The organism is Streptomyces sp. NPDC029138 (genome assembly GCF_055564375.1).
On the sequence record NZ_JBVHWM010000010.1, the window covers coordinates 92,445 to 116,357 of the forward strand.

Below are 23,913 nucleotides of genomic sequence, written 5' to 3' on the forward strand. Positions count from 1 at the left end.
TGCGGGCTGTTCGCGGCGTGTGGTGTAGGGAGCCCCTCGTGAGCGCGCCGGCGGCTGTGGGGCCGTTGCGGCGGCTGGTGGTGTTGCGGCATGCCAAGTCCGCGTGGCCCGAGGGTGTCGAGGATCACCGCAGGCCGCTCGCGCCGCGTGGGCTGCGGGACGCGCCGGCCGCCGGACGCGCCCTCGCCGCCCGCTCCCTGCCCGACCTCGCCCTGTGCTCCACCGCCGTACGCGCCCGCCGTACCTGGGAGCTGGTGTCCGCCGAGTGGGCCACGCCCCCGCCGGTGCGCTACGACCGGCGGCTGTACGCGGCCGGCGTACCGGAGCTGCTGGACGTCGTGCACGAGGTGCCGCCGGAGGTGCGGACGCTGCTGCTGATCGGGCACAACCCCGGTCTGGAGGAGCTGGTGCTGGCGCTGGCCGCGGACGGCCTCGACGACTCCCTGGACCGGGTGCGCGCGAAGTTCCCGACCTGCGCCATCGCCGTGCTCGCCTGGCACGGCACCGACTGGCCGGCCCTCGCCCCGGGCGCGGCCCTGCTCACCTCCTTCACGGTCCCGCGCGGGCAGAAGAAGAGCTGACCGAGGGACCTCCCGGCACTCGCATAGGCTGGCGGGATGCAGGACGAGTACCGCACAGTCGCCCGCGCGGGCGTGCACGAGACCGAGATCAACCGCTCCCGCTTCCTGTGCGCCCTCGCCCCGGCCGCCACCGAGCAGGAGGCCCAGGACTTCATCGCCGCCGTGCGCAAGGAGCACGCCGACGCCACCCATAACTGCTGGGCGTACGTCATCGGCGCCGACGCCTCCGTACAGAAGGCCAGCGACGACGGCGAACCGGGCGGCACCGCCGGCGTGCCCATGCTCCAGATGCTGCTGCGCCGCGACATGCGGTACGTCGTCGCTGTCGTCACCCGCTACTACGGCGGTGTGAAGCTCGGCGCCGGCGGACTCATCCGCGCCTACGGCGGCTCGGTCGGCGAGGCCCTGGACGCGCTCGGCACGATCACCCGGCGCCGCTTCCGGCTGGCCACGGTGACCGTCGACCACCAGCGCGCCGGCAAGGTCCAGAACGACCTGCGCGCCACCGGACGCGAGGTGCGGGACGTCCGTTACGGGGAGGCCGTCACCATCGAGATCGGCCTGCCGGACGCCGACGTGGACGCCTTCCGCGCCTGGCTCGCCGATGTGACGGCGGGCACGGCCGTCTTCGAACTCGGCGGCGAAGCCTACGGAGACGCCTGACGATTGGAGCGAATCAGACATAACGGGCCCATGTGGCGCGGGTTGTGACGGGCTGGTACGGGAGTAACCGCCCGTGATGTCAGACCCGGCCGTTAGTCTCGGGGATCATGAGAGTCCTGCACACGTCCGACTGGCACCTCGGCCGGGCCTTCCACCGGGTGAACCTGCTCGGGGCCCAGTCCGAGTTCATCGGTCACCTCGTCACCACCGTGCGTGAGCGCGAGGTGGACGCGGTGGTCGTGTCGGGCGATGTGTACGACCGCGCGGTGCCCCCGCTCGCCGCGATCGAGCTGTTCGACACGGCCCTGCACCGCCTCGCGGACCTCGGCGTGCCCACGGTGATGATCTCCGGCAACCACGACTCGGCCCGCCGCCTCGGCGTCGGCGCCGGACTCATCGACCGCGCGGGCATCCACCTGCGTACCGAGCCGTCCGCCGCCGGCACCCCCGTCGTGCTCCGGGACGCCCACGGGGACGTCGCCTTCTACGGCCTGCCGTACCTCGAACCGGCCCTGGTGAAGGACGAGTTCGGCGTCGACAAGGCCGGTCACGAGGCCGTGCTCGGCGCCGCCATGGACCGCGTCCGCGCCGACCTCGCCACCCGCGCGCGGGGCACGCGTTCCGTCGTCCTCGCCCACGCCTTCGTCACCGGCGGCCAGGCCAGCGACAGCGAGCGGGACATCACCGTCGGCGGGGTGGCCGCCGTACCGGCCGGGGTCTTCGACGGCGTCGACTACGTGGCGCTCGGGCATCTGCACGGCTGCCAGACCATCACCGAGCGCGTACGCTACTCCGGCTCACCGCTCGCCTACTCCTTCTCCGAGGCCGACCACCGCAAGAGCATGTGGCTGATCGACCTGGACGCGGCAGGCGCGGTCACCGCCGAACGCCTCGACTGCCCGGTGCCCCGCCCGCTCGCCCGCGTCCGGGGCACCCTGGACGACCTCCTCGCCGACCCGGAGCTGACCCGCCACGAGGACGCCTGGGTCGAGGCCACCCTCACCGACCCCGTCCGCCCGGCCGACCCCATGGCCCGCCTCACCGAGCGCTTCCCGCACACCCTCAGCCTGGTCTTCGCCCCCGAGCGCGCCCCGGACGACCCCCAGGTGTCGTACGCGCGCCGCCTCGCCGGCCGCAGCGACCAGCAGATCGCCCAGGACTTCGTCGCCCATGTGCGGGGCGCCGGACCCGACGAGCACGAGGCGGCCGTGCTGCGCGAGGCGTTCGACGCCTTGCGCGCCGACGACGCCGCGCGGGAGGTGGCCCGGTGAGGCTGCACCGGCTCGACATCACCGCCTTCGGGCCCTTCGGCGGCGCCCAGACCGTCGACTTCGACGCCCTGTCCGCCGCCGGGCTGTTCCTGCTGCACGGCCCCACCGGCGCCGGCAAGACCTCCGTCCTGGACGCCGTCTGCTACGCCCTCTACGGCTCCGTCCCCGGCGCCCGCCAGAACGGCCAGGGCATGACCCTGCGCAGCGACCACGCCCGGCCGGGCACCCGCACCGAGGTCCGCCTCGAACTGACCGTCGCCGGACGCCGCCTGGAGATCACCCGGCAGCCCCCGTGGGAGCGCCCCAAGCTGCGGGGCACGGGCACGACGGTCGACAAGGCCCAGACCTGGCTGCGCGAGTACGACGGCACGGCCGGCGTCTGGAAGGACCGCAGCCGCTCCCACCAGGAGATCGGCGAGGAGATCACCCAGCTGCTCGGCATGAGCCGCGAGCAGTTCTGCCAGGTCGTCCTGCTGCCCCAGGGCGACTTCGCCCGCTTCCTACGCGCCGACGCCGAGGCCCGCGGCAGGCTCCTCGGCCGCCTCTTCGACACCCAGCGCTTCGCCGACGTCGAGAAGCGCCTCGCCGAACGCCGCCGCGCCACCGAGGCACGCGTGCGCGAGGGTGACACGGCCCTGCTCGCGGACGCCCACCGCATGCAGCAGGAGGCCGGCGACGCCATGGAGCTGCCCGATCTGGCCCCCGGCGACCCGGGCCTGGCCGAGGCCGTGCTCGGCGCCGCCGCCGTCGCCCGCAGCACCGCGCGGGAGCGCCTCACCGTCGCCCACTGCCGGCTGTCCGCCGCCGAGTCGGCCCACGCCGCGGCCCGCCGCGCCCTGGACGAGGTACGCGAACTCGCCCGCCTCCAGGCCCGGTTCGCCGAGGCCCGGCAGCGCGCCGAGCGCCTCCAGGAGCGGGCCGGCGCCCACCAGGAGGCCCAGCGGCGCATGGAGCGCGCCCGCAAGGCGGAAGCGGTCGCCCCCGCGCTGGAGCTGCGGGAGGCCGCCGAGGCGGAACACCGCCGGGCCGCCGCGGCCGAGGCACGCGCGCGGGGGCTGCTGCCCGACTCCTACGCCGACGCGGGCGCGAGCGGACTCGCCGCCGCCGCCCGCCGGGTCGCCGAGGAACTGGGCGGCCTGGACGCGGCCCGGCGCGCCGAACGGCGGCTCGCCGAACTCGCCGAGGAGCGGGCCGCACTCGACCGGCAGGAGCGCGCCGACGAGGACGTGCTGCGCGAGGCCGAGGCCTGGCTCGCCGACTGGGACGGCATCCGCGCGGCCCTCCAGACCCGCGTCGACTCCGCCCAGGAGGCCGCCACCCGCGCCGAACAGCTTGCCGTCCAGCGCGCCCCCATGCGGCGGCGGCTCGACGCGGCCCGCAACCGCGACCAGCTCGCCGCCGACCTCGAACAGGCCCAGCAGCACGCGCGCGCCGCCCGGCAGCGCGCCCTCGACGCCCGCGCCCACTGGCTCGACGTCAAGGAACAGCGGCTGAACGGCATCGCCGCCGAACTGGCCGCCCATCTCACCGACGGCGAGCCCTGCGCGGTCTGCGGAGCCACCGAACACCCCGCCCCCGCCCGCAAGGTCGCCGGACACGTCGACCGCGAGGCCGAGGACCATGCCCTCGCCGCCTACCAGCGGGCCGAGGACCAGCACACCGAGGCCGAGCGGCGTCTCGGCGTGGTCCGCGAGGCCCTGGCCGCCGCCACCGCCGAGGCCGGCGACCCGCCCACCGCCGAACTCGCCACCGAGGCGGACCGGTTGGAGCAGGAGTACGCCCGCGCTCGCCGCGCGGCCTCCGCCCTGCACCCCGCCCAGGAGGAGCTGCGGCGCGCCGAGCGGGAGCGCGAGCAGCGGCTCGCCGACCGCCAGCAGGCCGCCGTACGGGCCGCCTCCCGGCTCACCCGCCGCGACACGCTGGAGCACGAACGGACCCAGCTGCAAGAGGAGTTGGCGCAGGCCCGGGGCACCGCCGACAGCGTGGCCGCGCGCGCCGCGCAGCTGGAGCGGCGGACGGCCCTGCTCACCGACGCCGCCGACGCCGTGCGCGCCGCCGAGGACGCCGCCCAGCGGCTGAAGGACGCCGACGCCCGCCTCGCCGACGCCGCCTACCGGGCCGGCTTCGACACCCCGCAGGCCGCCGCGGCGGCCCTCCTGGACCCGGCCGCCCACCGCGAACTCCAGCACCGCCTCGACGCCTGGCAGCAGGAGGAGGCCGCCGTCCGCGCGGTCCTCGTCGAGCCCGGTACCGCGGCGGCCGCCCAGCAGCCGCCCGCCGACCCGGCCACGGCGGAGCGGACGGCGGCAGCGGCGGAACGGCGGCTGCGCGAGGCCGCCTCCGCGCGCGACGCCGCCGCCCGCTGCTGCGCGCAGCTGGACCGCCTCTCCGCCCGGGCCGCCCAGGCCGTACGCCGGCTGGGCCCGCTGCGCGAGGAGCACGACCGCGTGGCCCGGCTCGCCGCCCTCACCGCGGGCACCTCCGCCGACAACGAACGCCGGATGCGCCTGGAGTCGTACGTCCTGGCGGCCCGTCTGGAACAGGTCGCCGCAGCCGCGACCGTCCGCCTCCAGCGCATGTCGTCGGGCCGCTACACCCTGGTCCACTCCGACGACCGCACCGGGCGCGGGCGCTCCGGGCTGGGGCTGCACGTGGTCGACGCCTGGACCGGACGGGAACGGGACACCGCCACCCTGTCCGGCGGCGAGACCTTCTTCGCGTCGCTCGCGCTCGCGCTCGGCCTCGCCGACGTGGTCACGGACGAGGCGGGCGGCGTCCGCCTGGACACCCTCTTCATCGACGAGGGATTCGGCAGCCTGGACGACCAGACCCTGGACGAGGTCCTGGACGTTCTGGACTCCCTGCGTGAACGCGACCGCAGTGTCGGCATCGTCAGCCATGTCGCCGACCTGCGCCGCCGGATCCATGCCCAACTGGAGGTCGTCAAGGACCGCTCGGGCTCGACACTGCGCCAGCGGGGAGCGGCCTAGCGGCCCAGTGGCCGGCGCGTCAGCGGGGACGAGTACACGACGCTGGTGGTCACCGAGCCCAGCGCGCCGATCCTGCCCGAGATCTCCTCCAGGTGGGACATCGACCGCGCGGTGACCTTGATGACGAAGCAGTCGTCGCCCGTGACATGGTGCGCCTCAAGGATCTCGGGGGTCGCCGCGACCAGGTCGTGGAACGGCTTGTAGTTGCCGTTCGGATAGCGCAGCCGTACGAACGCCAGGATCGGCAGGCCCAGCCGCTCGGGGTCCACCACCGCCGCGTATCCCTGGATCACGCCGGCCTCCTCCAGCCGCCGGACCCGCTCGGTGACGGCGCTCGGCGACATGGACACGGCCCGCGCCAGCTCGGCGTAGCTGGCCCGCCCGTCGCGCTGGAGGACGTCGAGGATGCGCCAGTCGGTGGCGTCCGGGGAATACACGGTCATCCCGGATGGATAGCAGGGGAATCCCCGGCCGGGCAAGGGCAGGCCCGGGGATCGTCCCTTCAGGGGGCGGCCAGTGGACCGTACATTTCCCCTCATGATCGACACGGCTTCCGAGAATCCCGTCCTGCGCGTCGACCCCGCCGCTCCAGCGGAGGCCGCCGCCTACTTCCGGGCGAGCCTCGCCTTCCACGCCGACGTCTCCGACGTCGCCGCCGCGCTCGCGTCCGGCGGCGACCCCGGCTTCGTCGTCGTGGACTCCCGCTCCACCGAGTCCTGGGACCAGGGCCACATCCCCGGCGCGGTCCACCTGCCCACCGCGCTCATCCCCGAGCAGGCCGGACAGCTCCTCGACACGAACGTGCCGGTGGTGACGTACTGCTGGGGCCCCGGCTGCAACGGCGCCACCCGCGCCGCCCTCGCCCTCGCCGAACTCGGCTACCGGGTCAAGGAAATGCTCGGCGGCTTCGAGTACTGGGCCCGCGAGGGCTTCCCCTACGAGACCTGGCAGGGCCCGGCGCGCCGGGACGCCGACCCGCTGACAGCACCCGTGGCGGGCGAGTGCGGCTGCTGACGCACGCCCCCGCGCCGCGCGGCACTCGGTCGGTCGGCCGAACACACGTGGTCCCGGCACCCCGTCCGGGTAGAGTCGGGCGGTGCCCGAGCTGAAGCGGCTGGACGCCAGCCACGCCCCCGCTGTCCTGGCCTTCGAGCTGTCGAACCGCGCCTACTTCGCCGCCTCGATCTCCGACCGTGGCGACGCGTACTTCGAGGAGTTCACCGACCGGTACAACGCCCTGCTGGCCGAGCAGGAGGCCGGCACCTGCGCCTTCTACGTCCTCGTCACCGAGGACGGATCGGTCCTCGGCCGGTTCAACCTGGTCAACATCGGGAACCGCAGCGCGGAACTCGGCTACCGGGTCGCCGAGCACGTCGCCGGCCGCGGAGTGGCCACCGAGACCGTCCGGGAGCTGTGCCGCCTGGCGGCACAGCGGCACGGACTGCGCGTCCTGCGGGCGGCCACCTCCCACCAGAACGCCGCGTCCCACCGGGTGCTGACCAAGTCCGGGTTCATCCCGATCGGACCGGCCGACCCCGCCGACCTGGGCGGCAAGCGGGGCACCTGGTACCAGTGCGACCTGGTCGCGCTCCAGCGGTAGACCGACGGGGTGACCCGCCGACCGGCGGGGGTGGTCCGGCCACCTGCCGGAGGTTGAAGGGGCATCTTTCCTGGAAGGTTGTGTCCGAGGAAAACAGCTCTGCCCCGGCTGGTCCACCGGCCGCGTGGCCCTCCCGATCGGAGAAGGAGGTCGGACAGTGACGGTGCGACTGACGATGCTCTGCGCGACCACCGCGGAGGACGGCCTCGGCCGGGTCTTCGGGGACGGTGCCGTGAGTGAGCGCCGCCGGCGTGAGCTGGCGGCCGTGACAGCGACCCTTCCACCGTACGCACTGGCCCTGCGGGGGCCCTCCACCCGCTGCGCGCAGACCGCCGAGGCGCTCGCGATCGCGGCCACGCCCGAGCACGCCCTGCGCGACCTGGACCACGGCACATGGGACGGCCGTACGCCCGAGGACATCGCGGCCGTGGACCCCCACGGTCTCTCCCACTGGCTGACGGATCCCGACGCCGCTCCGCACGGGGGCGAGTCCGTCCGCGGGCTCTGCCGTCGGACAGCCGCCTGGCTGGACACCCTGCCCGCCGACACCGGGCGCATCCTCGCGATCACCGAAGCGTCCGTCATCAGAGCCGCGCTGGTCCACGCCCTGTCCGTACCCGCCCGCTCGTTCCGGCATCTCCAGGTGCCGCCCTCGTCAGCGGTCACGCTGACGCTGCGCGACGGCCGGTGGAGCGCCCAGGTCGACCGGCTGACCGCGCCGCGGCGCCCGCAGCGGGTCGACGGCTCTCCCGCCGTCACGGTGCTGACCATGCCGGCCACGCCACGGCACCTGTGCCTCACCGGTCGCACCGGTCGCCCCTGACAGGCCGGCCCTGACAGGCCGGCCCTGACAGGACAGGCGGGACAGGGGGACAGGCAGGAGAGGGAGGACGCGCGATCGCGTGATCACGGCACCGTAGGTCATGGAGCCTGTCCGTACGGCGCCCAGCGGCGAAGCCGCCCCGGGCGTGGTACGAATCGGACAGTGGTTCCATACAGGCTGGAGCGCACGTGATCCGGGTACTGGTGGTCGACGACGAAGCCCTGATCCGCACGGGCTTCCAGCGCATCCTGGCCGCCGCCGACGGCATCGAGGTCGTCGGCGCGGTGTCCGGCGGCCAGGCCCTGCGGACGGTGCGCGAGAAGCACCCCGACGTGGTGTTGCTGGACATCCGCATGCCGGACGTGGACGGGCTCACCGTCCTGGGTGAGATCCGTCGGCTGCGGGAGCCTCCCGTGGTGGCCATGCTGACCACGTTCGACATGGACGAGTACGTGGAGACGGCGCTGCGCTCGGGCGCCGCCGGATTCCTCCTCAAGGACACCGACCCCGAGGCGCTGCCGCTGGCGGTGGAGAGCCTGGCCCGCGGCGGCACGGTGCTGTCGCCCAAGGTCACGCGCACGGTGGTGGACGGCTATCTGAGCGCCGGAGCGCAGGAGCGCCCGCCCAAGGCCCTCGAACGACTCACCGGCCGGGAGCGAGAGGTGCTCGTCCTCATCGCCGAGGGCCTGTCGAACGCCGAGATCGCGACCCGCATGCACCTGAGCACCGGCACGGTCAAGGACCATGTCAGCGCGATCCTCACCAAGCTGGAGGTCAGCGGCAGGGTCCAGGCCGCCCTCTTCGCCCAGCGGGCCGGAATCCTCGCGGAGGAGACCGGATGAACCGCCGCCCGCCCCCGCTGGTGCTGGACGGCGTGGCGATGGCCATGGCCCTCCTCGACGTGTGGGCCCACTGGGACATCGCCGAGCCGTGGCGGATGGCCTGCGCCCTGGGCGCCGCCGTCGTCCTGCTGCTGCGCCGGCGGCAACCGCTGCTGACCTTCCTCCTGACCCTTCCGGCGGTCCTGCTGTCCGACGCGGTCGTCGCCTGTCTGGCCGCGCTGTACACGCTCGCCTCGCTCAGTCGCCCCAGGACGCTGCTGCTCCTGTGCGTCCTGGCCTTCGCGTTCAGCGACACGACGGCCTTGCCGTCACCGAATTTCGATCTGACCGAGCTGCGGAGGCTGATCCCGTTCGGCTACAGCGCCGCCACGGCGGCCGCCGCCGTGTTCCTCGGGCAGCTGGTGCGGACCCGGCGCGATCTGTCGCTCAGGCTGACCGAGATCTCCGAGGCGCGTGACCATCAGGAGCTGCTGACGGCCCAGGCCGTCCTGGCCAAGGAGCGCGCCCAGCTGGCGCGGGAGATGCACGACGTCGTCTCCCACCAGGTCAGCCTGATCGCCGTGCGTGCCGGAGCGCTCCAGGTCGGCGCGGGCGACGAGGACACCAAGGAGGCCGCGGCGACGATCCGGCGACTGAGCGTGCAGACGCTGGACGAGCTGCGCCACATGGTCGGCGTCCTGCGTGCCTCCGGCGGCCACCCGACCGAACTGACCCCGCAGCCGGCGCTCACCGACATCCAGCGGCTGGCCGACAGCTGCGGCATCGAGACCGAGCTGAAGATGGACCTGCCCGAGGGGCTGCCGGCCACCGTCCAGCGCGCGGTCTACCGCACGGTCCAGGAAGCGCTGACGAACACCCGTAAACACGCTCCCGGCGCCAGGGCACGCATCGACCTGCTGCACGCGGGCGGCTCCGTCCGGGTCCGGGTCACCAACACCGCGCCGACCCAGCCGCCGCTGCCGCTGCCCGGCGCGCACCACGGCTTGATCGGTCTGCGCCAGCGCGCCGAACTCCTCGGCGGCACCATGACCTCGGGCCCGACGAGCGACGGCGGTTACGAGGTCTGCGTGGTGCTGCCGGCGGAAGTCGCGGGCTGAACGGACGACGTGCTCAGCGCAGCCCGTCGAAGGCGACGCCCAGATGCCGGGGGCCGCGCAGCACGGCGTTCTGCCGGTACGGCGGCGGGTCCTCGACCAGGCGGGGACTCTCCAGCCGCCGGGCCAGCTCGGACAGCGCGATCTGGGTCTCCAGCCGGGCCAGCGGAGCGCCGAAACAGCTGTGGATGCCGCTGCCGAAGCCGAGGTGCTGGAGGTCCTCGCGGTCCGGGTCGAACCGCTCCGGGTCCTTGAACCGCTCCGGGTCGCGGTTGCCCGCGGCGAGGACCAGCCAGATCCGTGAGCCCTTGGGGATCGTGACCCCGCGCACCTCGATGTCGGCGATGCAGGTGCGCTGCGGCACCATCTGCACGGGCGGTTCGTACCGCAGCAGCTCCTCCACGATGGTGACCGACAGCTCCGGGTCCTCCCGCAGCCGCTGGAGGATCTCCGGGTGGCGCAGCAGGGTGAGCATGCCGTTGGTGATCAGGTTGACCGTCGTCTCGTGACCGGCGATCAGCAGCAGCACCGAGGTGCTGAGGACCTCCATCATCGTCATGGAGCCTTCCGGGCCCCGGCTGTCCACGAGGTCGGACAACAGGTCGTCCCGGGGTTCCTTGGTGCGCTGCTCGACCAGTCCGGCCAGGTACATGCCGAGCTGCATACGGGCTTCCCGCGCCGTCTTCCGGGAGTCGGCGTCCGAGCCCTGGCGGGTCGCCGGGTCGAGGCTCGCGACCAGCGGGTCGACCCAGCCGCGGAACCGTGGCTCGTCCTCCCGGGGCACCCCGAGCAGCCGGCAGATCACCGTCACCGGGAAGGGGTAGGCGAACTGGTCGACCAGGTCGACCTGGCGCGCGTCCCCGAAACCGTCGATCAGCTCGGTGACGATCTCCCGCATCTCGTCCCGCATGCTCTCGATCCGCCGCGGCCGGTGCGGCGGTCCGAAGGCGCTGTTGGCGATGCGCCGCAGCCGGTCGTGCTCGGGCGGGTCCAGACGCAGGAACGACGGCGGCAGGCCCCCCGTCTCCTCGGTCCGGCCCAGCTCGTCGTCCCCGGCGGCGGCCAGGTTGGCGGCGTCGGAGCTGATCCGCGGATCGTGGAGGAGGGCCTTGATGTCGTAGTACGAACTGATGATGTACGGGCCCCCCTCCTCCTCGTGGAGCACCGGCGTCCTGCGGAGTTCCTCGTAGACCGGGTACGGGTTGGCGCGGGTGGCGAAGTCGGTGATCTGGCGCGCGATCGAGGCGTGCGGCATGGCGGGTCCTTGGGGCGTCGGGGCCGTGGCCGGGTGTCAGTGGCGGGCGGGGTGGAAGACGAGCTGCTGGTCGGCCGGCGAGTAACCGCTGAGGGTCACCATGGGGCCGTGCGTCGGCAGGGACGGGTCCGGGAACCCGGCCGGCACCGGCTGCCGGCCCTCGGGACGCCGGTCCACCGTCGGGTACTCCACCGGGAACGGCGCGCCCCGCTCGATCTGCCCCCGGTAGAACTCCAGCCACCGCGTGTTGTCGAAGGCCACGGCGGCCACCACCCGGCCCTGATAGCCGTAGACACCGACGAACCGGCGCTCGGTCAACGAGCCCTGCGTGATCATCAGCTGCTCGCCCATGGGCGGCACCCCGACCGACTTGATGTTCACACCGAACATCGACGACCAGAAGGCGGGCATCCACAGGTGCGGCCGCCGGTCGGCGCCGTGGCAGATCATGTTGTGCGCGGCGGTCTCCGCCTGGGCGACGGCATTGCCCCAGTGCTCCAGCGACAGGAACTGGTAACCGAAGAGCGCGTGCGGGGAGCGCGCCACATCGCCCGCCACGAAGACGTCGTCCGTGACGATGCCCCGGAAGTCGAAGGCCCGGCAGCCCGCGTCACAGGCGATGCCCCGGGGCCCGGCACCCAGCCCCGACCCGGTCAGCCACTCGGTGTTCCGCAGCGAACCCAGCGAGACCACGACCACGTCCGCCTCGACCACGCTCTCGTCGGACAGATGGACGGCCCGTACCCTGCCGACCGTGTCACCCTCCAGCGCGGTCACCGTGACATGGGTGCGCAGATCCACGCCGTTCTCGGTCTGGAGGTCCGCCGCGACCGCGCCGACGACCCCGCCGAGCGCGCCCACCAGCGGCGCGCCCGCGCGCTCCGCCACGGTCACGGAGAGGCCCATCTCCCGGCACGCCGAGGCGACCTCCGAACCGGCGAACCCGGCGCCGATCACGAACACCCGGCGCGGCCCCGCCTTCAGCCGCCGGTACAGGTCCGCCGCGTCGTCCCGCGTGCGCAGCAGACAGACGCCGTCCAGCCGGGCCTCCTCCTCCTTCGGCCACGGCCGGGCACGTACGCCGGTCGCGATGAGCAGCCGGTCGTACTCCACCTCGTCCCCGTCGGCCAGCCGGACCCGCTTGGCGGTCAGATCCAGGCCGGTCGCCGCGACGCCGAGCCGCCACTTCGCGTCGATCTCCCGGCGGTGCGGCAGCTCCGTGCGGTGCGGGGACGCCTTGCCCAGCAGCACGGACTTCGACAGCGGCGGCCGGTCGTACGGCTCGTACGGTTCGTCCCCGATCAGGGTCAGCTCACCGGCGAAGCCCTCCGCGCGCAGCGTCTCGGCGGCCCGCAGGCCGGCCAGCGAGGCGCCCACGATCACGATCCGGCCCTCACGCCTGAGCCACTCCACGTGGTCAGCGACCATCGGACGCCTCCCGCGCCTCTCCCGTGCGCTCCAGTCCGTCGGCGGTGATCGCCTGCACCGGGCACGCGGCCACGGCACGCGCCACCCGCTCCCGCTGCTCCTCGTCCGCGCGCGGGTTGTAGATCAGCGCTTCCTCGCCGTGCATGGCGAAGACGTCGGGCGCGAGGAACGCGCACTGCGCGTACCCCTGACACTTGTTGAGATCGACGACGAGCCTCATCGACGCTCCGCCCTTCCGATGGCCAGGTCCGGACGCCCGCGCGGCGCGCGGGCGGCTCCGGACGGCGGTCGTCCCCCGCCCGCCAGCATGCGAGCCCGGGCGGGGTGACCGCGCGCCGGGCACGCCGATCGAGTGAGCGGCCGGCGCCCGTGCGTCATCCGGCCACGGCCTGCGGGGGCCGGTCACGGCGGCCCGCCACGAGGATGTGCACGCTGAGCAGCAGCGACCAGGCCGGGAAGACGAGTTCCGCCCACGGCACGTTGGACGACACGAACAGCAGCGTCAGGGCGGTGAGGTAGCCCAGGACCGTGAGCCAGCGCGGCAGCACACCGAGGCGGTGGCCGATGACCGACATGGAGGACACGAAGACGGCCGCCATCCGCATGGCGTACTCCGTCATCAGCGTGTACGCGAAATGGCGCCCGAAGTCCCAGGCGGCCGGCACCGGCGGCAGGCCGGCCGGGTGGGTCACCGCGAGCACGGCGCTCGCCGCCGCGGCCGCGCCGAACATCGTGGCGGTGAAGACCAGACCGCTGCCCAGGAAGACCGTCGCGAGGAACTTGTCCTCGCCCGCGCCGACGTGAGAGCGGACCGTGCCGATGAACCAGAGGAAGAAGATGCCGGCGAACGGCACGAGGGCGAGGGCCGTGCGTACCGCCTGGCGCCGCGCGGAGTCCGTGAAGCCTTGCGCGGTGACGGCGTCGGCCCCTTCCGGAATCCCCAGTCTGACCAGGACGATCGCCGCCGCAAGGAGCAGCGCGAAGACGACCCCGGCCAGCCCCGCGGCGCGCGGTGTCCGCAACGCCTGCTGCCCCGGCCCCATCTCCTGCATGCCCGGCCCGCCTTCCGCATCGGCCCCCGGCACCAGCTAGCCCCCCGGGCACCGCTCGCGCCACCGGGAGGCGGCCGTACGGCCGAGCGGAAATCCGCTCGCGCCGCCTGAGCCGCCCTCCCTAAGGTGTGCGTCCATGCCGACACCCCCGAAGCCGACCTCCGCCGAACTGCGCCGCGACCCCCTGCCGCTGCGCGGCCGTACCGCACTCGTCACCGGCGCGAGCCGGCGGGCCGGGATCGGGCACGCCGTGGCCCGGCGGCTGGCCGCCTACGGCGCCAGTGTGTATCTGCACCACCACGTCCCGCACGACGCCGCCATGCCCTGGGGCGCCGACAGCCCCGACGCCGTCGCCGACTCCGTGCGCGAGGCGCTCGGCGACCCCCGGGCACGGGTCGTGCCGGGCCCCGGTGACCTGGCGGACCCGACGGAACCGGCCCGGCTGGTCGACACCGTGACCGAGGAGTTCGGCCGTCTCGACATCCTCGTCGCCAACCACGCCCTCAGCGGCTCCGACGGCACTCTGGACGACATCGACGCGGCGATGCTCGACGCCCACTGGGCCGTGGACACCCGCTCGGTGCTGCTGCTCGTCCAGGCGTACGCCCGCTCGCGCGCCGCCCTGCCGCCGGGCACGCCCGGCGGGCGCGTGGTGCTGATGACGTCCGGGCAGGATCTCGGCGGCGGCATGCCGGGCGAGATCGCCTACGCCCTCCAGAAGGGCGCCCTCGCCTCCATCACCCGCTCCCTGTCCACGACGCTCGCCGGACAGGGGATCACGGTGAACGCCGTCAACCCCGGGCCGGTGGACACCGGGTACGCCACCGAAGACGTGCGTACGGCCGTGGCCGCGCGGTTCCCCGCCGGACGCTGGGGCGCGCCCGACGACCCGGCCCGCCTCATCGCCTGGCTGGCCACCGACGAGGCGGGCTGGATCACGGGGGAGGTCGTCAACTCGGAAGGCGGCTTCCGGCGCTGACGCGGACGCTCACAGCAGGGCAGCGCGGGCGGTCACAGCCGGACAGCGCGGGCGGTCACAGCCGGGACAGCTCGTCCACCAGGTCGTCCAGGCCCAGGGAACCCTGCGACAGCGCCGCCATGTGCCAGGCCTTCAGGTCGAACGCGTCGCCGTGCCGCTCGCGCGCCTTCTCCCGGCCCAGCAGCCACGCCCGCTCCCCGAGCTTGTAGCCGATCGCCTGGCCCGGAATCGTCAGGTACCGGGTCAGCTCGCTCTCCACGAAGTCCGCCGGGCGGCTGCTGTGCGCGCCGAAGAACTCCTCGGCCAGCTCCGGCGTCCACCGCTCACCGGGGTGGAACGGCGAGTCCGCCGGAATCCGAAGCTCCAGATGCATGCCGATGTCCACGATCACCCGGGCCGCCCGCATCATCTGCGCGTCCAGGTAACCGAGCCGCTCCTCCGGGTCCGCCAGATAGCCCAGCTCGTCCATCAGGCGCTCCGCGTACAGCGCCCAGCCCTCCGCGTTGGCGCTGACCCCGCCGACCGTAGCCTGGTAGCGGGAGAGGTTCTCCGCCACGTGCGCCCACTGCGCGAGCTGGAGGTGGTGGCCGGGCACGCCCTCGTGGTACCAGGTCGAGACGAGGTCGTAGACCGGGAAGCGGGTCAGGCCCATCGTGGGCAGCCAGGTGCGGCCGGGCCGGGAGAAGTCCTCCGACGGGGCCGTGTAGTAGGGGGCCGCCGCACCGCCGGGCGGGGCGATGCGCGACTCCACCCTTCGCACCCGCTCGGCGAGTTCGAAGTGCGTGCCGTCCAGTTCCTCGATCGCCTTGTCCATCAGACCCTGGAGCCACTCCCGGACCTCGTCCACGCCCTCGATGTGCCGGCCGTGCTCGTCCAGGTGCGCCAGCGCCACCCACGGCGTCCCGGCGCCGGGCAGGATCTTCTCCGCCTCCTTCCTCATCTCGCCGAGGATGCGGTGGAACTCCGCCCAGCCGTACGCGTACGCCTCGTCCAGGTCCAGGTCCGTGCCGTTGAAGTAGCGGGCCCAGCGGGCGTACCGCTCCCGGCCGACCACGTTCGGGGCGCCCTCGATCGCCGGCGCGTACACGTCCCGCAGCCAGTCCCGCAGCTCCACCAGGGCGCCGGTCGCCGCACGCGCCGCCTCGTCCAGCTCCGCGCGCAGCGCCTCCGGGCCTGCGGCGGCGAAGTCCTCGTACCAGCCGCGGCCCGTGCCGTCCGTGTCCGTCCACTCGGTGAGCTGGTCGATATGGGTGGCGGTCGGCCGGGGCGCCGCGAACAGCTTGCGCTCCAGGCCGAGTTCGAGCGAGGCACGGTAGCCCGCGAGCGCGTCCGGCACCGCGCGCAGCCGCTCCGCTATCGCCGCCCAGTCCTCCTCCGTGTCCGCCGGGGTGACCGTGAAGATGTCCCGCACCGAGTGGCCGGGCGTGTCCATGTTGCCGATCCGGCGCAGGTGCTCCTCCGCGTCGTGCACGGCGAGTTCGGCGGTCAGCCGCTCCCGCAGCAGCCGCGCGCAGCGCCGCTCCACATCGCTGTCCGCGCCGGGCCGCCGCTCGGCCTCGTCCAGCTTCGCGAGAGTGGCCCGCGCCAGCTCGGCCAGGGCCTCCTGACCGGCCGGCGAGTAGTCGGGCAGCCTGCTCGAACTCTCCTTCACACCGAGGTACGTACCGGTGACGGGGTCGAGGGCGATGAGGTCGTCCACATAGGCGTCGGCGACCTGACGGGGCAGCGGGCTCTGGGTCTCAGACATGCGGTCCATCCTCGTACGCGGACGATCGCCGCGTCATCCGGGTTTGCCGCGATTCAGCTCTGGGCGTGGCCGGGTGGCAGCAGAGGCCCGCACTCCCACTGCTGGAAGATCAGCCGGGTCTCCACCCGGGCCACCTCGCGCCGCGCCGTGAACTCGTCCAGCACCAGCCGCTGGAGATCGGCCATGTCCGCGACGGCCACATGCACCAGGTAGTCGTCGGGCCCGGTCAGATGGAACACCGTCCGCGCCTCCGGCAGCGCCCGGATCCGCTCCACGAACGGTCCCACCAGCTCCCGCCGGTGCGGCCGCACCTGCACCGACAGCAGCGCCTGGAGGCCGCGCCCGAGCTTGGCCGGATCGAGCCGCAGCTGATGCCCGAGGATCACGCCCGAGCGGCGCAGCCGGGTCACCCGGTCCAGACAGGTCGACGGCGCCACGCCCACCTGCGCGGCGAGATCGCGGTAGGTGGTCCGGGCGTCGTTCTGCAACAGCCGCAGCAGATGCAGATCGACCGGATCCAGTACGACAGAATCAGCCACCGGCCGAACGTAGCACGGTGTCCGGACTCCGGAAACCGTTCGTTGTTCACCCTTCCCGCCATGGACACATCGAGCACGAGTGCCTACGACGACGTACGCACCGCATCGAGAGCCCTGGCCACCGAGGCCGTGCACGCCGGCCGTGACGACCTCGCCCGCCAGGGCCTGCACGCCCCGCCGATCGACCTGTCCACCACCTACCCCTCCTACGACAGCCGCGCCGAGGCCGCCCGCATCGACGCCTTCGCCACCGACGGCGCCGACCCGATCGGGCCGCCCGTCTACGGCCGCCTCGGCAACCCGACCGTCGCCCGCTTCGAGACCGCGCTCGCCCGCCTGGAGGGCACCGAGTCCGCCGTCGCCTTCGCCAGCGGCATGGCCGCGCTCAGCGCGGTCCTGCTCGCACGGTCGGCCATGGGCCTGCGCCACGTCGTCGCCGTACGGCCGCTGTACGGTTGCAGCGACCATCTGCTGACCGCCGGGCTGCTCGGCACGGAGGTCACCTGGACCGACCCGGCCGGCATCGCCGACACGCTGCGCCCCGACACCGGTCTGGTGATGGTCGAGTCCCCGGCCAACCCGACCCTCGCCGAAGTCGACCTGCGGGGCATCGCGCACGCCTGTGGTGCGGTGCCGCTGCTCGCCGACAACACCTTCGCCACGCCCGTGCTGCAACGCCCGGCCGAGCAGGGCGCCCGGCTGGTGCTGCACAGCGCCACCAAGTACCTCGGCGGACATGGCGATGTGCTGGCCGGAGTGGTCGCCTGCGACGAGGAGTTCGCGGGCCGGCTACGGCAGATACGGTTCGCCACCGGGGGAGTCCTGCATCCGCTGGCCGGCTATCTGCTGCTGCGTGGGCTGTCCACGCTCCCGGTGCGGGTGCGGGCCGCCTCCGCGAACGCCGCCGAGCTGGCCCGCCGGCTCGCCGCAGACCCGCGCGTGGCCCGGGTACGCTATCCGCGGCTCGGCGGCGCGATGATCGCCTTCGAGGTGTACGGCGACCCGCACGAGGTGATCTCCCAGGTCCGGCTCGTCACCCCCGCGGTGAGCCTGGGCAGCGTCGACACGCTCATCCAGCATCCCGCGTCCATCAGCCACCGCATCGTGGACGCCGAGGACCGCCGCGGGGCCGGGGTGAGCGACCGGCTGCTGCGCCTCTCGGTGGGCCTGGAGGACGTCGACGACCTGTGGTCCGACCTGGACCATGCCCTGGGCGCTCCGCGCCAACGGCGGGTGACGCCGCTGCGGGAGGCGGTGCGCTGAGGGCGCGGCCCTGTCGGGTGCTCGCGCAGGGCACGGCACCGCCGGTGACCGCCGCTGTGGCTGAGTGCCGCCGCGGCGGAGCGAGGGTGGCCGTCAGGTGAGGCGGGGCGGCTGGGGGCCAGGTGCCGTGGCGACCGGTGTGGGGTCCAGGCGGGCCGTGATGACCAGGGTGCCCTCCTCGACCTGGTAGTCCAGCGGCAGCCCGAGGCCACGCATCGCGGCGACCATGCCGGTGTTGGACGCCTTCGTCACGGCGTACACGCTCGCGCAGCCGGCCTCCGCCGCCATCGCCACCAGCCGGCCGAGCAACTCCCCGCCGACGCCGCGCTGCTGCCAGTCGTCCTCGACCAGCAGCGCGACCTCGGTCTCGTCGCCGTCCCACAGCAGATGCCCGAGACCGACGATCCGGCCGGAGGCGGTCTGCGCGGCCAGCGTCCGGCCGAAGCGGGGGCTGAGCAGGTGGTTCAGATAGCGGTCCGCGTCGCCGACGGGGCCGTGGTAGCGCAGGCCGAGGGTGTGCGGCGAGCACCGGTCGTGCATCGCCCGGGCCGCCGCCAGGTCCCCGGTGTCGACCCGGCGCACGGTGATGTGGTTGCCCTCGGGCAGGGTCAGCACATCGTGACCACGGGGGATCCGGGGCCCGAGCCGGGTGTCCAGCTCCACCAGCGCCCGGGCGCGCGCGAACTCGGTCGGGGTGAACGGCAGATACGGCCGCTCCACGGTGAGCACACCGCCCTCGGGCGCCGGCAGCCGCATCACGGTGTCCTCCAGGACCCCCTCGACCGGCACCGGCTCCGGACCGCGGCCGCCCCCGGCCGGCGTGCCGGGCAGCGTCCGGATCGTGCAGCGGCCCAGCAACTGGCGCAGCGCGAGCGGCAGTTCGGCGGTGTCCAGGGCGGTGCGGGCGGCCAGCCCGAGCACCCGGGTCGGCGCGTCGACCAGGTCGTGGGCGTCGGCCCGCTCGATCCACGTGGCCGCGCCGCCGGCCAGCGCCACCGCCCGGGTGATCTCGGCCGCCGTGAGCGCGCCCGGCGCCCGCAGCAGGAACTCGTCCACCGTGCCGTCGGCCAGCGGATGCGTCTGAAGGCTCAGGATGTCCACCCGCCGCTCGGCGAGCGCCGTGCACAGGGCGGCCAGGGAGCCCGGCGCGTCCTTCACTGTCGTCCGCATCCGCCACAGCACGCCCGCGACCTCGTCGGTGGCGGGCTGCTCGGAGGGCCCGGCCGGCCGCGTCTCGGCGGCAGGCCGGGCACCGGTATCGCTCACCGGCGGCGCGTGTCCGTGTCGGCGTGACCACCACACGTGGAAGCCCGCCGTCGCGGCCAGCACGATGGCCGAGATCATCAGCAGGGCCGGGCCGTCGGGCCCGTGCCCGACCAGGTTGGCCACCGCGTCCGCGACGGCCACGGCGGTGAACAGCGCGGCGAGTTCGACGACGTCCCGCCGCCAGTGGTGCACGGGCCGTCCGTGCTTCGCCCGGGTCACATCAGGCATGTCTGGAGTCATGCAGCCACTGTGAAGGAAGGGTGTTGCGTGATCACGAACTGATTGTGACCGATGGGTAAAGCATGCTTCCGTCCTTTTTGTTGCATTTTCTATTGTTGGCGGGGAGCGCGGGAGCGGGTGGGGGTGGGGGAGTGGTCGCGGGCGTCGCGGTCGGGGTCAGGCGGCCACCTCCACGCCCAGGGCGTCCCGCAGCCGCCGAGCCTGGGTGACCAGGCGGGAGGAGCCGGCACGGGCGGCGGTCTTCGCGAGATGCGGCACGTCTCCTCGCGCGCCGGACCGTTCGGCGCACTCCGCGGCGACGGCCAGCAGATCACCGAGGCCCCGGGCCGCCACGGCCGCCGCCTCCGGACGGGCCGTCGACAGGCCCGCCAGCGGAACGGGCAGGGCATACCGCAGTGTCTCCCACATCGTCGTATGCGCTCCCGTGGCCGCCGCGGTCCGCGCCGACTCGGCCAGCCGCTGCGGCTTCACCGCGCCCCGCCCCACCAGCTCACCCAGATCCGTGCCCAGCCGCACCGCGTCGAGCTGTCCCCGCGCGGCGAGCACCAGCAGGGCGTCCACCGCGGCGAGCCGGTCCTCCTGCTGCCGCGCGCCGAGTCCGTACGCCACGCACAGGTGGACGGCCTCGCCCGCCGCGCCGTCCGCCTCGGCGAGCAGGGGAAGCACGGCGGCGCCGCGGTCGTCGTCGACGGCCGTCGCGGCCAGGTCGGGCAGCAGTCGCGCCGCGACCAGCTCCCGCCGCTCCGGGAGGACGGCCAGCCAGTGCGGACGTATCGCCTCGTTCCAGTGGGAGCAGTGCCGGCGGTCGGTGAAGACGGACAGCGGCCGGCCGAGCCGGCGGAACTCCTGCGGGAAGCCCGCCTGAAGTTCCGGGATCTCCCCCAGCTCCACGAGGATCCGCACCCCCTTGGTCCGGCGCCGGGCCGGGTCCGCGGCGGTGGTGCCCGAACGCGGCCCGTGGGCGAGCCGGTCGCCCGGAGCCGGGGTGCCGGTGGTCAGCCGGCGGGCGAGCCGTCCGCCCTCCCGGGTGCCGAGCGCCTTCGCCCGCGCAGCCGCCTCCTCGGCCGCGGCACGGTCGCCCCTGCGCACGCGCAGCAGAGCCTGGGCGAAGTCCATCGCGCCGACCCGGGCGTCCAGGCGCCGGTACTCCGCGAGGCGGTCCACCAGTTCCGCCGGCTCCAGCAGGCCCGTGCTCCAGGTGGGCGTGGCCAGGAGCAGCGGCAGCGGCTCGGTGCGCAGGCGGTAGGCCACCTCGCGGAGCCGGGCGTCGAAGACCCGGGAGAGTCCGCCGTGCGCGCACTCGCGTTCCTTCGGGCCCTGCCGTGTCGCCGCGTGGAGGGTGGCCGTGCTCACCTTGCCGTGCAAGGTCGCGAGGAGGAGATCGAGGCCGTCCTGGGCGTCGATGGTGCCGTAGCGGGTGTTGCTGAACATGTCGTCCACGCGCGGCCACTGACGGGGCTCGTCCGCCGCCCACCAGCGGCGGGCGATCACCGGTGCGAGCGCCTCGCGCAGCGCGTCCGGGTCCGCGTAGGCGCGGCGCACCAGACCGTCCAGCGCCCGCTCGAACGCGGCCACGTCACCGCCGGAGACCAGCAGCGCCGACAGCTCCTCGGCCAGTTCTTCCACTGTCGCCGGGGCCGGCTCCAGCCGTACCGGCTCCGGGGCGGGCGGCAGCACCTCCTCGCACACCTGCTCGGCAGCGACCGCGGCGACACCCAGCGCGGCGGCGGCCCGGGCGCGCAGCACCGGGGTCAACTGACCGGAGGCGGCAGCGAGTTCCCCCCGCGTCTCCGCACAGTCGAGCCGCTTCACGTGCCGCTCGACGAGCTTGAGCGCCCGCTCCTGAACCTGGGTGTCCTCGTGCCCGAACGCCTGGGCCACCACCGGCAGCAGCCGCGCCGCCGAGGGGAGGTCGCGGGCGAGCACCTTGCCGAGCAGGACCAGCTGGGCCCGCACGAGTTTCTTCTCCTTACGGAACAGCAGGCCTGCGGAGGCCTCGGCCAGCTGGCGCGTCGTCAGGTCACCGTCCAGCGCCAGGGCGGTCAGCACCGTCTGCGCGTGGGAGGCGACAGGGGAGGCCGCGTCGCGGGCCAGCGCCGTCCAGTCCGGTATCCGCGCCCGCTCCTCTTCCCGGGTGAGCGCGAGTTCCGTCAGGAACGGCAGGAAGATCCGGTGGTCGGTGGGGCCGCCGCCGCGCAGCAGCCGGGCGACGCAGGCGTCGATCAGCGGCGTCCGGTCCAGGAGGCCTTCCCCGGCCAGTGCCGCCACGGAGCTCTGCCACCAGCCCGGTCCCTCCTCGAGCAGCCAGCGGGCCTCGCCGACGTCCGAGAGGGTGAACAGCCCGCCGACCAGCGGGGCGAGGTGCTGCTCACGGCGCAGCAAAGCGGCCATGCCGTCCTGGCTCAGGCTCCGGCCGCTGATGTGCCGGACCCAGCCGATCACATAGGCGTCCGTCACCGGCACCTCGCATCCCGCCCGGCTGACCAGTCCCGCCATCAGCTCGTACCCCACGCGTGTGGAGGCGGGGCGCCGCGCCAGCCGGTGGGCCACGTCGGCCAGCCAGCCCGCGTCCCGGGACTCCAGTGCGCGCAGCAGCGCGTCGGCGGGCGCCTGGCTCCAGCGCATGTCGCTCGCCGCGAGCCAGGCGGCGGCCGCCGCGGCTCCCGTGTGGCAGGCGGCCCCGGCCAGGTGCAGCGCCCGGCGGACCCGCTCCGTCCCGTTCCCCCAGACCGGAACGCCGCGCAGCTCTTTGCGCAGCTCCTTCAACTCGGCCAGGCAAACCCGCCGTTCGGCGTTCGTCATGCCTGTCACCAGCCGTAGCGCGTCCGCCGTGCTCCCGGCCCGTACCGCCTCCGTCAGCGCGGTCATCGCACACCCCCGTCGATCGCCATGTCCTGACCCGTCGCGGCGCCCCGCCGCACCATCCGCACCGCCAGCGCGTGCGTGCACGGCCCGCGCCCGCCCCGGTACCTCGCCCACCACAGACAGCTGCAACTGAGCACGCCCGCCTCGTCCCGGACCCGGTGCGCGTGCCCGTCCTCGGCGGTCACCGTCGCCAGCGCGCCGTCCAGGGCCACCGCACCCGCCGCCACCAGGGCCCGCGCCGAGCGAAGCCGTGGATTGTGCCGCTCGACGCGCGCGGCGTCGTAGGGCAGCTGCCGGTGGAAGTACGCCGCCTCCGCCGTGTCGTACCCGACCCGGCCCGAGGTGCCGAGGCGGGCCAGGGCCGCGCGCACCCGCTCGGGCGGCAGGCCCGAGGCCGACGCGAGGCCCGCCACCTCGATGCGGGGTTCCCAGGCCAGCAGCACGGCGATCAGCTCGGCGTCCCCGGCGGCCTCCTCCGTGGCGAGCGCGTCCAGCACACCGCCCTCGCCCGAGAAGCCGCGCGAGGCGTCGGGGGACAGGGTGAGCGTGAGCCGCATCCCGGGCAGGACGACCTCCCAGGCGGCGGCCGACGCCGCCGTACCGCCACCGCCGCGCGCGGGGCCGTAGACCCGCAGGGCCGTCGCGTGCCGCAGCACCCGTTGGAGCGCCGCCAGCCGCTCCGGGCCCGGCAGGCAGACCGCACCCGGCACCGCCCGCGTCGTCGGCCGCAGCCCCCGGCCCACCGGCACCACCCAGCGCGGCCCGCCCGGGGCCCGCCGTCCCCCGCCCGGCCCGGGCAGGCCGCGCAGGAACCGCACCGCCTCGTCCGCCGGCAGCTCCGCCCGCAGGTCGAAGCCGGCCGCTATCACCTGGGCCTCGGCGAAGCCGCGCAGCCACCGGTCGGGCAGCGGGACCTTCTTCTCCACGACCGGGCCGTCCAGCGTGGTCACCGCCAGCTCGCCCGGGCCGACCCGCAGATGCAGCGGATCGTCCGTGCCGAGCCGGGACAGGGCCTCGCGCAGCGGGTCGTTGACGTCGACGTTCGTCGTGCCGTGCCCCACCTCGCCGCCGTCGAGGCCCGGGGCGAGCACGTCCAGGCGCGCGTACACCCCGCCGCAGCCGGAGAAGGACTCGAAGCGCAGCCGGTCGCCGTTGCCCGTCACGACGGGGTCGAGCGAGGCGCGCAGCTGCGGCTGGTAGTAGCGCGCCGCCGCCACGTCGGCGACGGCCAGCAGGGCCGCCGCGGCGATCTGAGGCGAGGTCAGGAAGCCCGTGAAGAAACGGGGATGGTCCTTCACACCCGTGGGGGTGGCGCCCCGGGACGTTTCCAGCCCGAGCCGGCGCCCGTCCGCCGAGGAGTGCAGCGCGGAGGGTCGCCGATAGGCCACGGCCTGTAGAGATCGCGTCATGGAAAA

Annotated in this window: 21 protein-coding genes; 11 read left to right on the plus strand and 10 right to left on the minus strand. The window is 74.3% G+C overall.

All coding sequences use genetic code 11. The features are described 5' to 3' along the window. Positions 1-38: 38 nt before the first annotated feature. From ACZ4WH_RS12250 to ACZ4WH_RS12265, 4 genes are all read left to right on the plus strand, one after another. Entirely contained in the window at positions 39-581 is a 543-nt protein-coding gene (locus ACZ4WH_RS12250; protein WP_468179370.1) for a SixA phosphatase family protein, read from the plus strand. Between the two features lie 36 nt (positions 582-617). Further along, positions 618-1,244, plus strand: coding sequence for a YigZ family protein (locus tag ACZ4WH_RS12255; protein ID WP_468179372.1), 627 nt, complete (start codon positions 618-620; stop codon positions 1,242-1,244). A 107-nt stretch (positions 1,245-1,351) separates the two neighbouring features. Further along, positions 1,352-2,515: an exonuclease SbcCD subunit D gene (locus tag ACZ4WH_RS12260; protein WP_468179374.1), complete on the plus strand. Its 1,164-nt coding sequence runs from the start codon at positions 1,352-1,354 to the stop codon at positions 2,513-2,515. Then, entirely contained in the window at positions 2,512-5,505 is a 2,994-nt protein-coding gene (locus ACZ4WH_RS12265; RefSeq protein WP_468179376.1) for an AAA family ATPase, read from the plus strand. Before ACZ4WH_RS12260 ends, ACZ4WH_RS12265 begins: the two co-directional genes overlap by 4 nt. Here the strand turns inward: ACZ4WH_RS12265 and ACZ4WH_RS12270 are convergent. Beyond that, positions 5,502-5,948, minus strand: coding sequence for an Lrp/AsnC family transcriptional regulator (locus ACZ4WH_RS12270; RefSeq protein ID WP_468179378.1), 447 nt, complete (start codon positions 5,946-5,948; stop codon positions 5,502-5,504). The genes ACZ4WH_RS12265 and ACZ4WH_RS12270 overlap by 4 nt on opposite strands. A gap of 94 nt (positions 5,949-6,042) precedes the next feature. Between ACZ4WH_RS12270 and ACZ4WH_RS12275 the strand changes: the two genes are divergently transcribed. The 5 genes from ACZ4WH_RS12275 to ACZ4WH_RS12295 all read left to right on the plus strand — a co-directional run bounded on the left by ACZ4WH_RS12275 (position 6,043) and on the right by ACZ4WH_RS12295 (position 9,867). Further along, positions 6,043-6,519 (plus strand): rhodanese-like domain-containing protein, encoded by a 477-nt coding sequence (locus tag ACZ4WH_RS12275; RefSeq protein ID WP_468179380.1) that lies wholly within the window; start codon positions 6,043-6,045, stop codon positions 6,517-6,519. Between the two features lie 82 nt (positions 6,520-6,601). Beyond that, positions 6,602-7,105: a GNAT family N-acetyltransferase gene (locus ACZ4WH_RS12280; RefSeq protein WP_468179381.1), complete on the plus strand. Its 504-nt coding sequence runs from the start codon at positions 6,602-6,604 to the stop codon at positions 7,103-7,105. A gap of 157 nt (positions 7,106-7,262) precedes the next feature. Beyond that, positions 7,263-7,928, plus strand: a complete 666-nt coding sequence (locus ACZ4WH_RS12285; RefSeq protein WP_468179383.1) for a histidine phosphatase family protein — start codon at positions 7,263-7,265, stop codon at positions 7,926-7,928. 188 nt (positions 7,929-8,116) lie between these two features. Then, entirely contained in the window at positions 8,117-8,770 is a 654-nt protein-coding gene (locus ACZ4WH_RS12290; protein WP_468179385.1) for a response regulator, read from the plus strand. Next, a complete protein-coding gene (locus ACZ4WH_RS12295) occupies positions 8,767-9,867 on the plus strand; it encodes a sensor histidine kinase (RefSeq protein ID WP_468179387.1) in 1,101 nt (366 codons plus the stop codon). Before ACZ4WH_RS12290 ends, ACZ4WH_RS12295 begins: the two co-directional genes overlap by 4 nt. A 13-nt stretch (positions 9,868-9,880) precedes the next feature. Here ACZ4WH_RS12295 and ACZ4WH_RS12300 read toward each other — a convergent pair whose 3' ends face one another. From ACZ4WH_RS12300 to ACZ4WH_RS12315, 4 genes are all read right to left on the minus strand, one after another. Next, complete coding sequence (locus tag ACZ4WH_RS12300; RefSeq protein ID WP_468179388.1) at positions 9,881-11,119, minus strand: cytochrome P450; 1,239 nt, start codon at positions 11,117-11,119, stop codon at positions 9,881-9,883. Positions 11,120-11,155: 36 nt separating this feature from the next. Beyond that, a complete protein-coding gene (locus ACZ4WH_RS12305; RefSeq protein ID WP_468179390.1) occupies positions 11,156-12,547 on the minus strand; it encodes an NAD(P)/FAD-dependent oxidoreductase in 1,392 nt (463 codons plus the stop codon). Continuing rightward, a complete protein-coding gene (locus ACZ4WH_RS12310) occupies positions 12,537-12,767 on the minus strand; it encodes a ferredoxin (protein ID WP_468179392.1) in 231 nt (76 codons plus the stop codon). Before ACZ4WH_RS12310 ends, ACZ4WH_RS12305 begins: the two co-directional genes overlap by 11 nt. 154 nt (positions 12,768-12,921) lie before the next feature. Continuing rightward, on the minus strand, positions 12,922-13,599 hold the full coding sequence (locus tag ACZ4WH_RS12315; protein ID WP_468179394.1) for a hypothetical protein: 678 nt from the start codon (positions 13,597-13,599) through the stop codon (positions 12,922-12,924). A 136-nt stretch (positions 13,600-13,735) separates the two neighbouring features. On the opposite strand from ACZ4WH_RS12315, the gene ACZ4WH_RS12320 reads away from it, so the two are divergent. After that, complete coding sequence (locus tag ACZ4WH_RS12320) at positions 13,736-14,578, plus strand: SDR family oxidoreductase (RefSeq protein ID WP_468179396.1); 843 nt, start codon at positions 13,736-13,738, stop codon at positions 14,576-14,578. A 55-nt stretch (positions 14,579-14,633) separates the two neighbouring features. Here ACZ4WH_RS12320 and ACZ4WH_RS12325 read toward each other — a convergent pair whose 3' ends face one another. Both ACZ4WH_RS12325 and ACZ4WH_RS12330 read right to left on the minus strand, forming a co-directional pair. Beyond that, positions 14,634-16,325 (minus strand): DUF885 domain-containing protein, encoded by a 1,692-nt coding sequence (locus ACZ4WH_RS12325; RefSeq protein ID WP_468179397.1) that lies wholly within the window; start codon positions 16,323-16,325, stop codon positions 14,634-14,636. Between the two features lie 53 nt (positions 16,326-16,378). After that, positions 16,379-16,864: an Lrp/AsnC family transcriptional regulator gene (locus ACZ4WH_RS12330; protein ID WP_468179399.1), complete on the minus strand. Its 486-nt coding sequence runs from the start codon at positions 16,862-16,864 to the stop codon at positions 16,379-16,381. Positions 16,865-16,924: 60 nt separating this feature from the next. On the opposite strand from ACZ4WH_RS12330, the gene ACZ4WH_RS12335 reads away from it, so the two are divergent. Continuing rightward, positions 16,925-18,127 carry a trans-sulfuration enzyme family protein gene (locus ACZ4WH_RS12335; RefSeq protein WP_468179401.1) on the plus strand — a complete coding sequence of 401 codons (1,203 nt, stop codon included), beginning with the start codon at positions 16,925-16,927 and terminating at the stop codon, positions 18,125-18,127. Positions 18,128-18,220: 93 nt separating this feature from the next. On the opposite strand, the gene ACZ4WH_RS12340 is transcribed toward ACZ4WH_RS12335, so the two are convergent. The 3 genes from ACZ4WH_RS12340 to ACZ4WH_RS12350 form a co-directional block, all read right to left on the minus strand. Beyond that, the gene (locus tag ACZ4WH_RS12340; RefSeq protein WP_468179403.1) at positions 18,221-19,621 is read right to left on the minus strand and encodes a GNAT family N-acetyltransferase; all 1,401 of its coding nucleotides are present in this window, start codon (positions 19,619-19,621) and stop codon (positions 18,221-18,223) included. A 168-nt stretch (positions 19,622-19,789) separates the two neighbouring features. Then, complete coding sequence (locus ACZ4WH_RS12345) at positions 19,790-22,501, minus strand: DUF7824 domain-containing protein (protein WP_468179405.1); 2,712 nt, start codon at positions 22,499-22,501, stop codon at positions 19,790-19,792. Then, entirely contained in the window at positions 22,498-23,907 is a 1,410-nt protein-coding gene (locus ACZ4WH_RS12350) for an SWIM zinc finger family protein (protein ID WP_468179407.1), read from the minus strand. The genes ACZ4WH_RS12345 and ACZ4WH_RS12350 overlap by 4 nt, the downstream gene beginning before the upstream one ends. Positions 23,908-23,913 lie beyond the last annotated feature (6 nt).

What these genes read in the sequence shown, in the direction of transcription:
- ACZ4WH_RS12325 (WP_468179397.1), bottom strand. Translation starts at nt 16,325, where the DNA reads ATGTCTGAGACCCAGAGCCCGCTGCCCCGTCAGGTCGCCGACGCCTAT.
- ACZ4WH_RS12350 (WP_468179407.1), bottom strand. Translation starts at nt 23,907, where the DNA reads ATGACGCGATCTCTACAGGCCGTGGCCTATCGGCGACCCTCCGCGCTG.
- ACZ4WH_RS12340 (WP_468179403.1), bottom strand. Translation starts at nt 19,621, where the DNA reads ATGCCTGATGTGACCCGGGCGAAGCACGGACGGCCCGTGCACCACTGG.
- ACZ4WH_RS12300 (WP_468179388.1), bottom strand. Translation starts at nt 11,119, where the DNA reads ATGCCGCACGCCTCGATCGCGCGCCAGATCACCGACTTCGCCACCCGC.
- ACZ4WH_RS12335 (WP_468179401.1), top strand. Translation starts at nt 16,925, where the DNA reads ATGGACACATCGAGCACGAGTGCCTACGACGACGTACGCACCGCATCG.
- ACZ4WH_RS12320 (WP_468179396.1), top strand. Translation starts at nt 13,736, where the DNA reads ATGCCGACACCCCCGAAGCCGACCTCCGCCGAACTGCGCCGCGACCCC.
- ACZ4WH_RS12315 (WP_468179394.1), bottom strand. Translation starts at nt 13,599, where the DNA reads ATGCAGGAGATGGGGCCGGGGCAGCAGGCGTTGCGGACACCGCGCGCC.
- ACZ4WH_RS12255 (WP_468179372.1), top strand. Translation starts at nt 618, where the DNA reads ATGCAGGACGAGTACCGCACAGTCGCCCGCGCGGGCGTGCACGAGACC.
- ACZ4WH_RS12310 (WP_468179392.1), bottom strand. Translation starts at nt 12,767, where the DNA reads ATGAGGCTCGTCGTCGATCTCAACAAGTGTCAGGGGTACGCGCAGTGC.
- ACZ4WH_RS12295 (WP_468179387.1), top strand. Translation starts at nt 8,767, where the DNA reads ATGAACCGCCGCCCGCCCCCGCTGGTGCTGGACGGCGTGGCGATGGCC.
- ACZ4WH_RS12275 (WP_468179380.1), top strand. Translation starts at nt 6,043, where the DNA reads ATGATCGACACGGCTTCCGAGAATCCCGTCCTGCGCGTCGACCCCGCC.
- ACZ4WH_RS12270 (WP_468179378.1), bottom strand. Translation starts at nt 5,948, where the DNA reads ATGACCGTGTATTCCCCGGACGCCACCGACTGGCGCATCCTCGACGTC.
- ACZ4WH_RS12305 (WP_468179390.1), bottom strand. Translation starts at nt 12,547, where the DNA reads ATGGTCGCTGACCACGTGGAGTGGCTCAGGCGTGAGGGCCGGATCGTG.
- ACZ4WH_RS12345 (WP_468179405.1), bottom strand. Translation starts at nt 22,501, where the DNA reads ATGACCGCGCTGACGGAGGCGGTACGGGCCGGGAGCACGGCGGACGCG.
- ACZ4WH_RS12260 (WP_468179374.1), top strand. Translation starts at nt 1,352, where the DNA reads ATGAGAGTCCTGCACACGTCCGACTGGCACCTCGGCCGGGCCTTCCAC.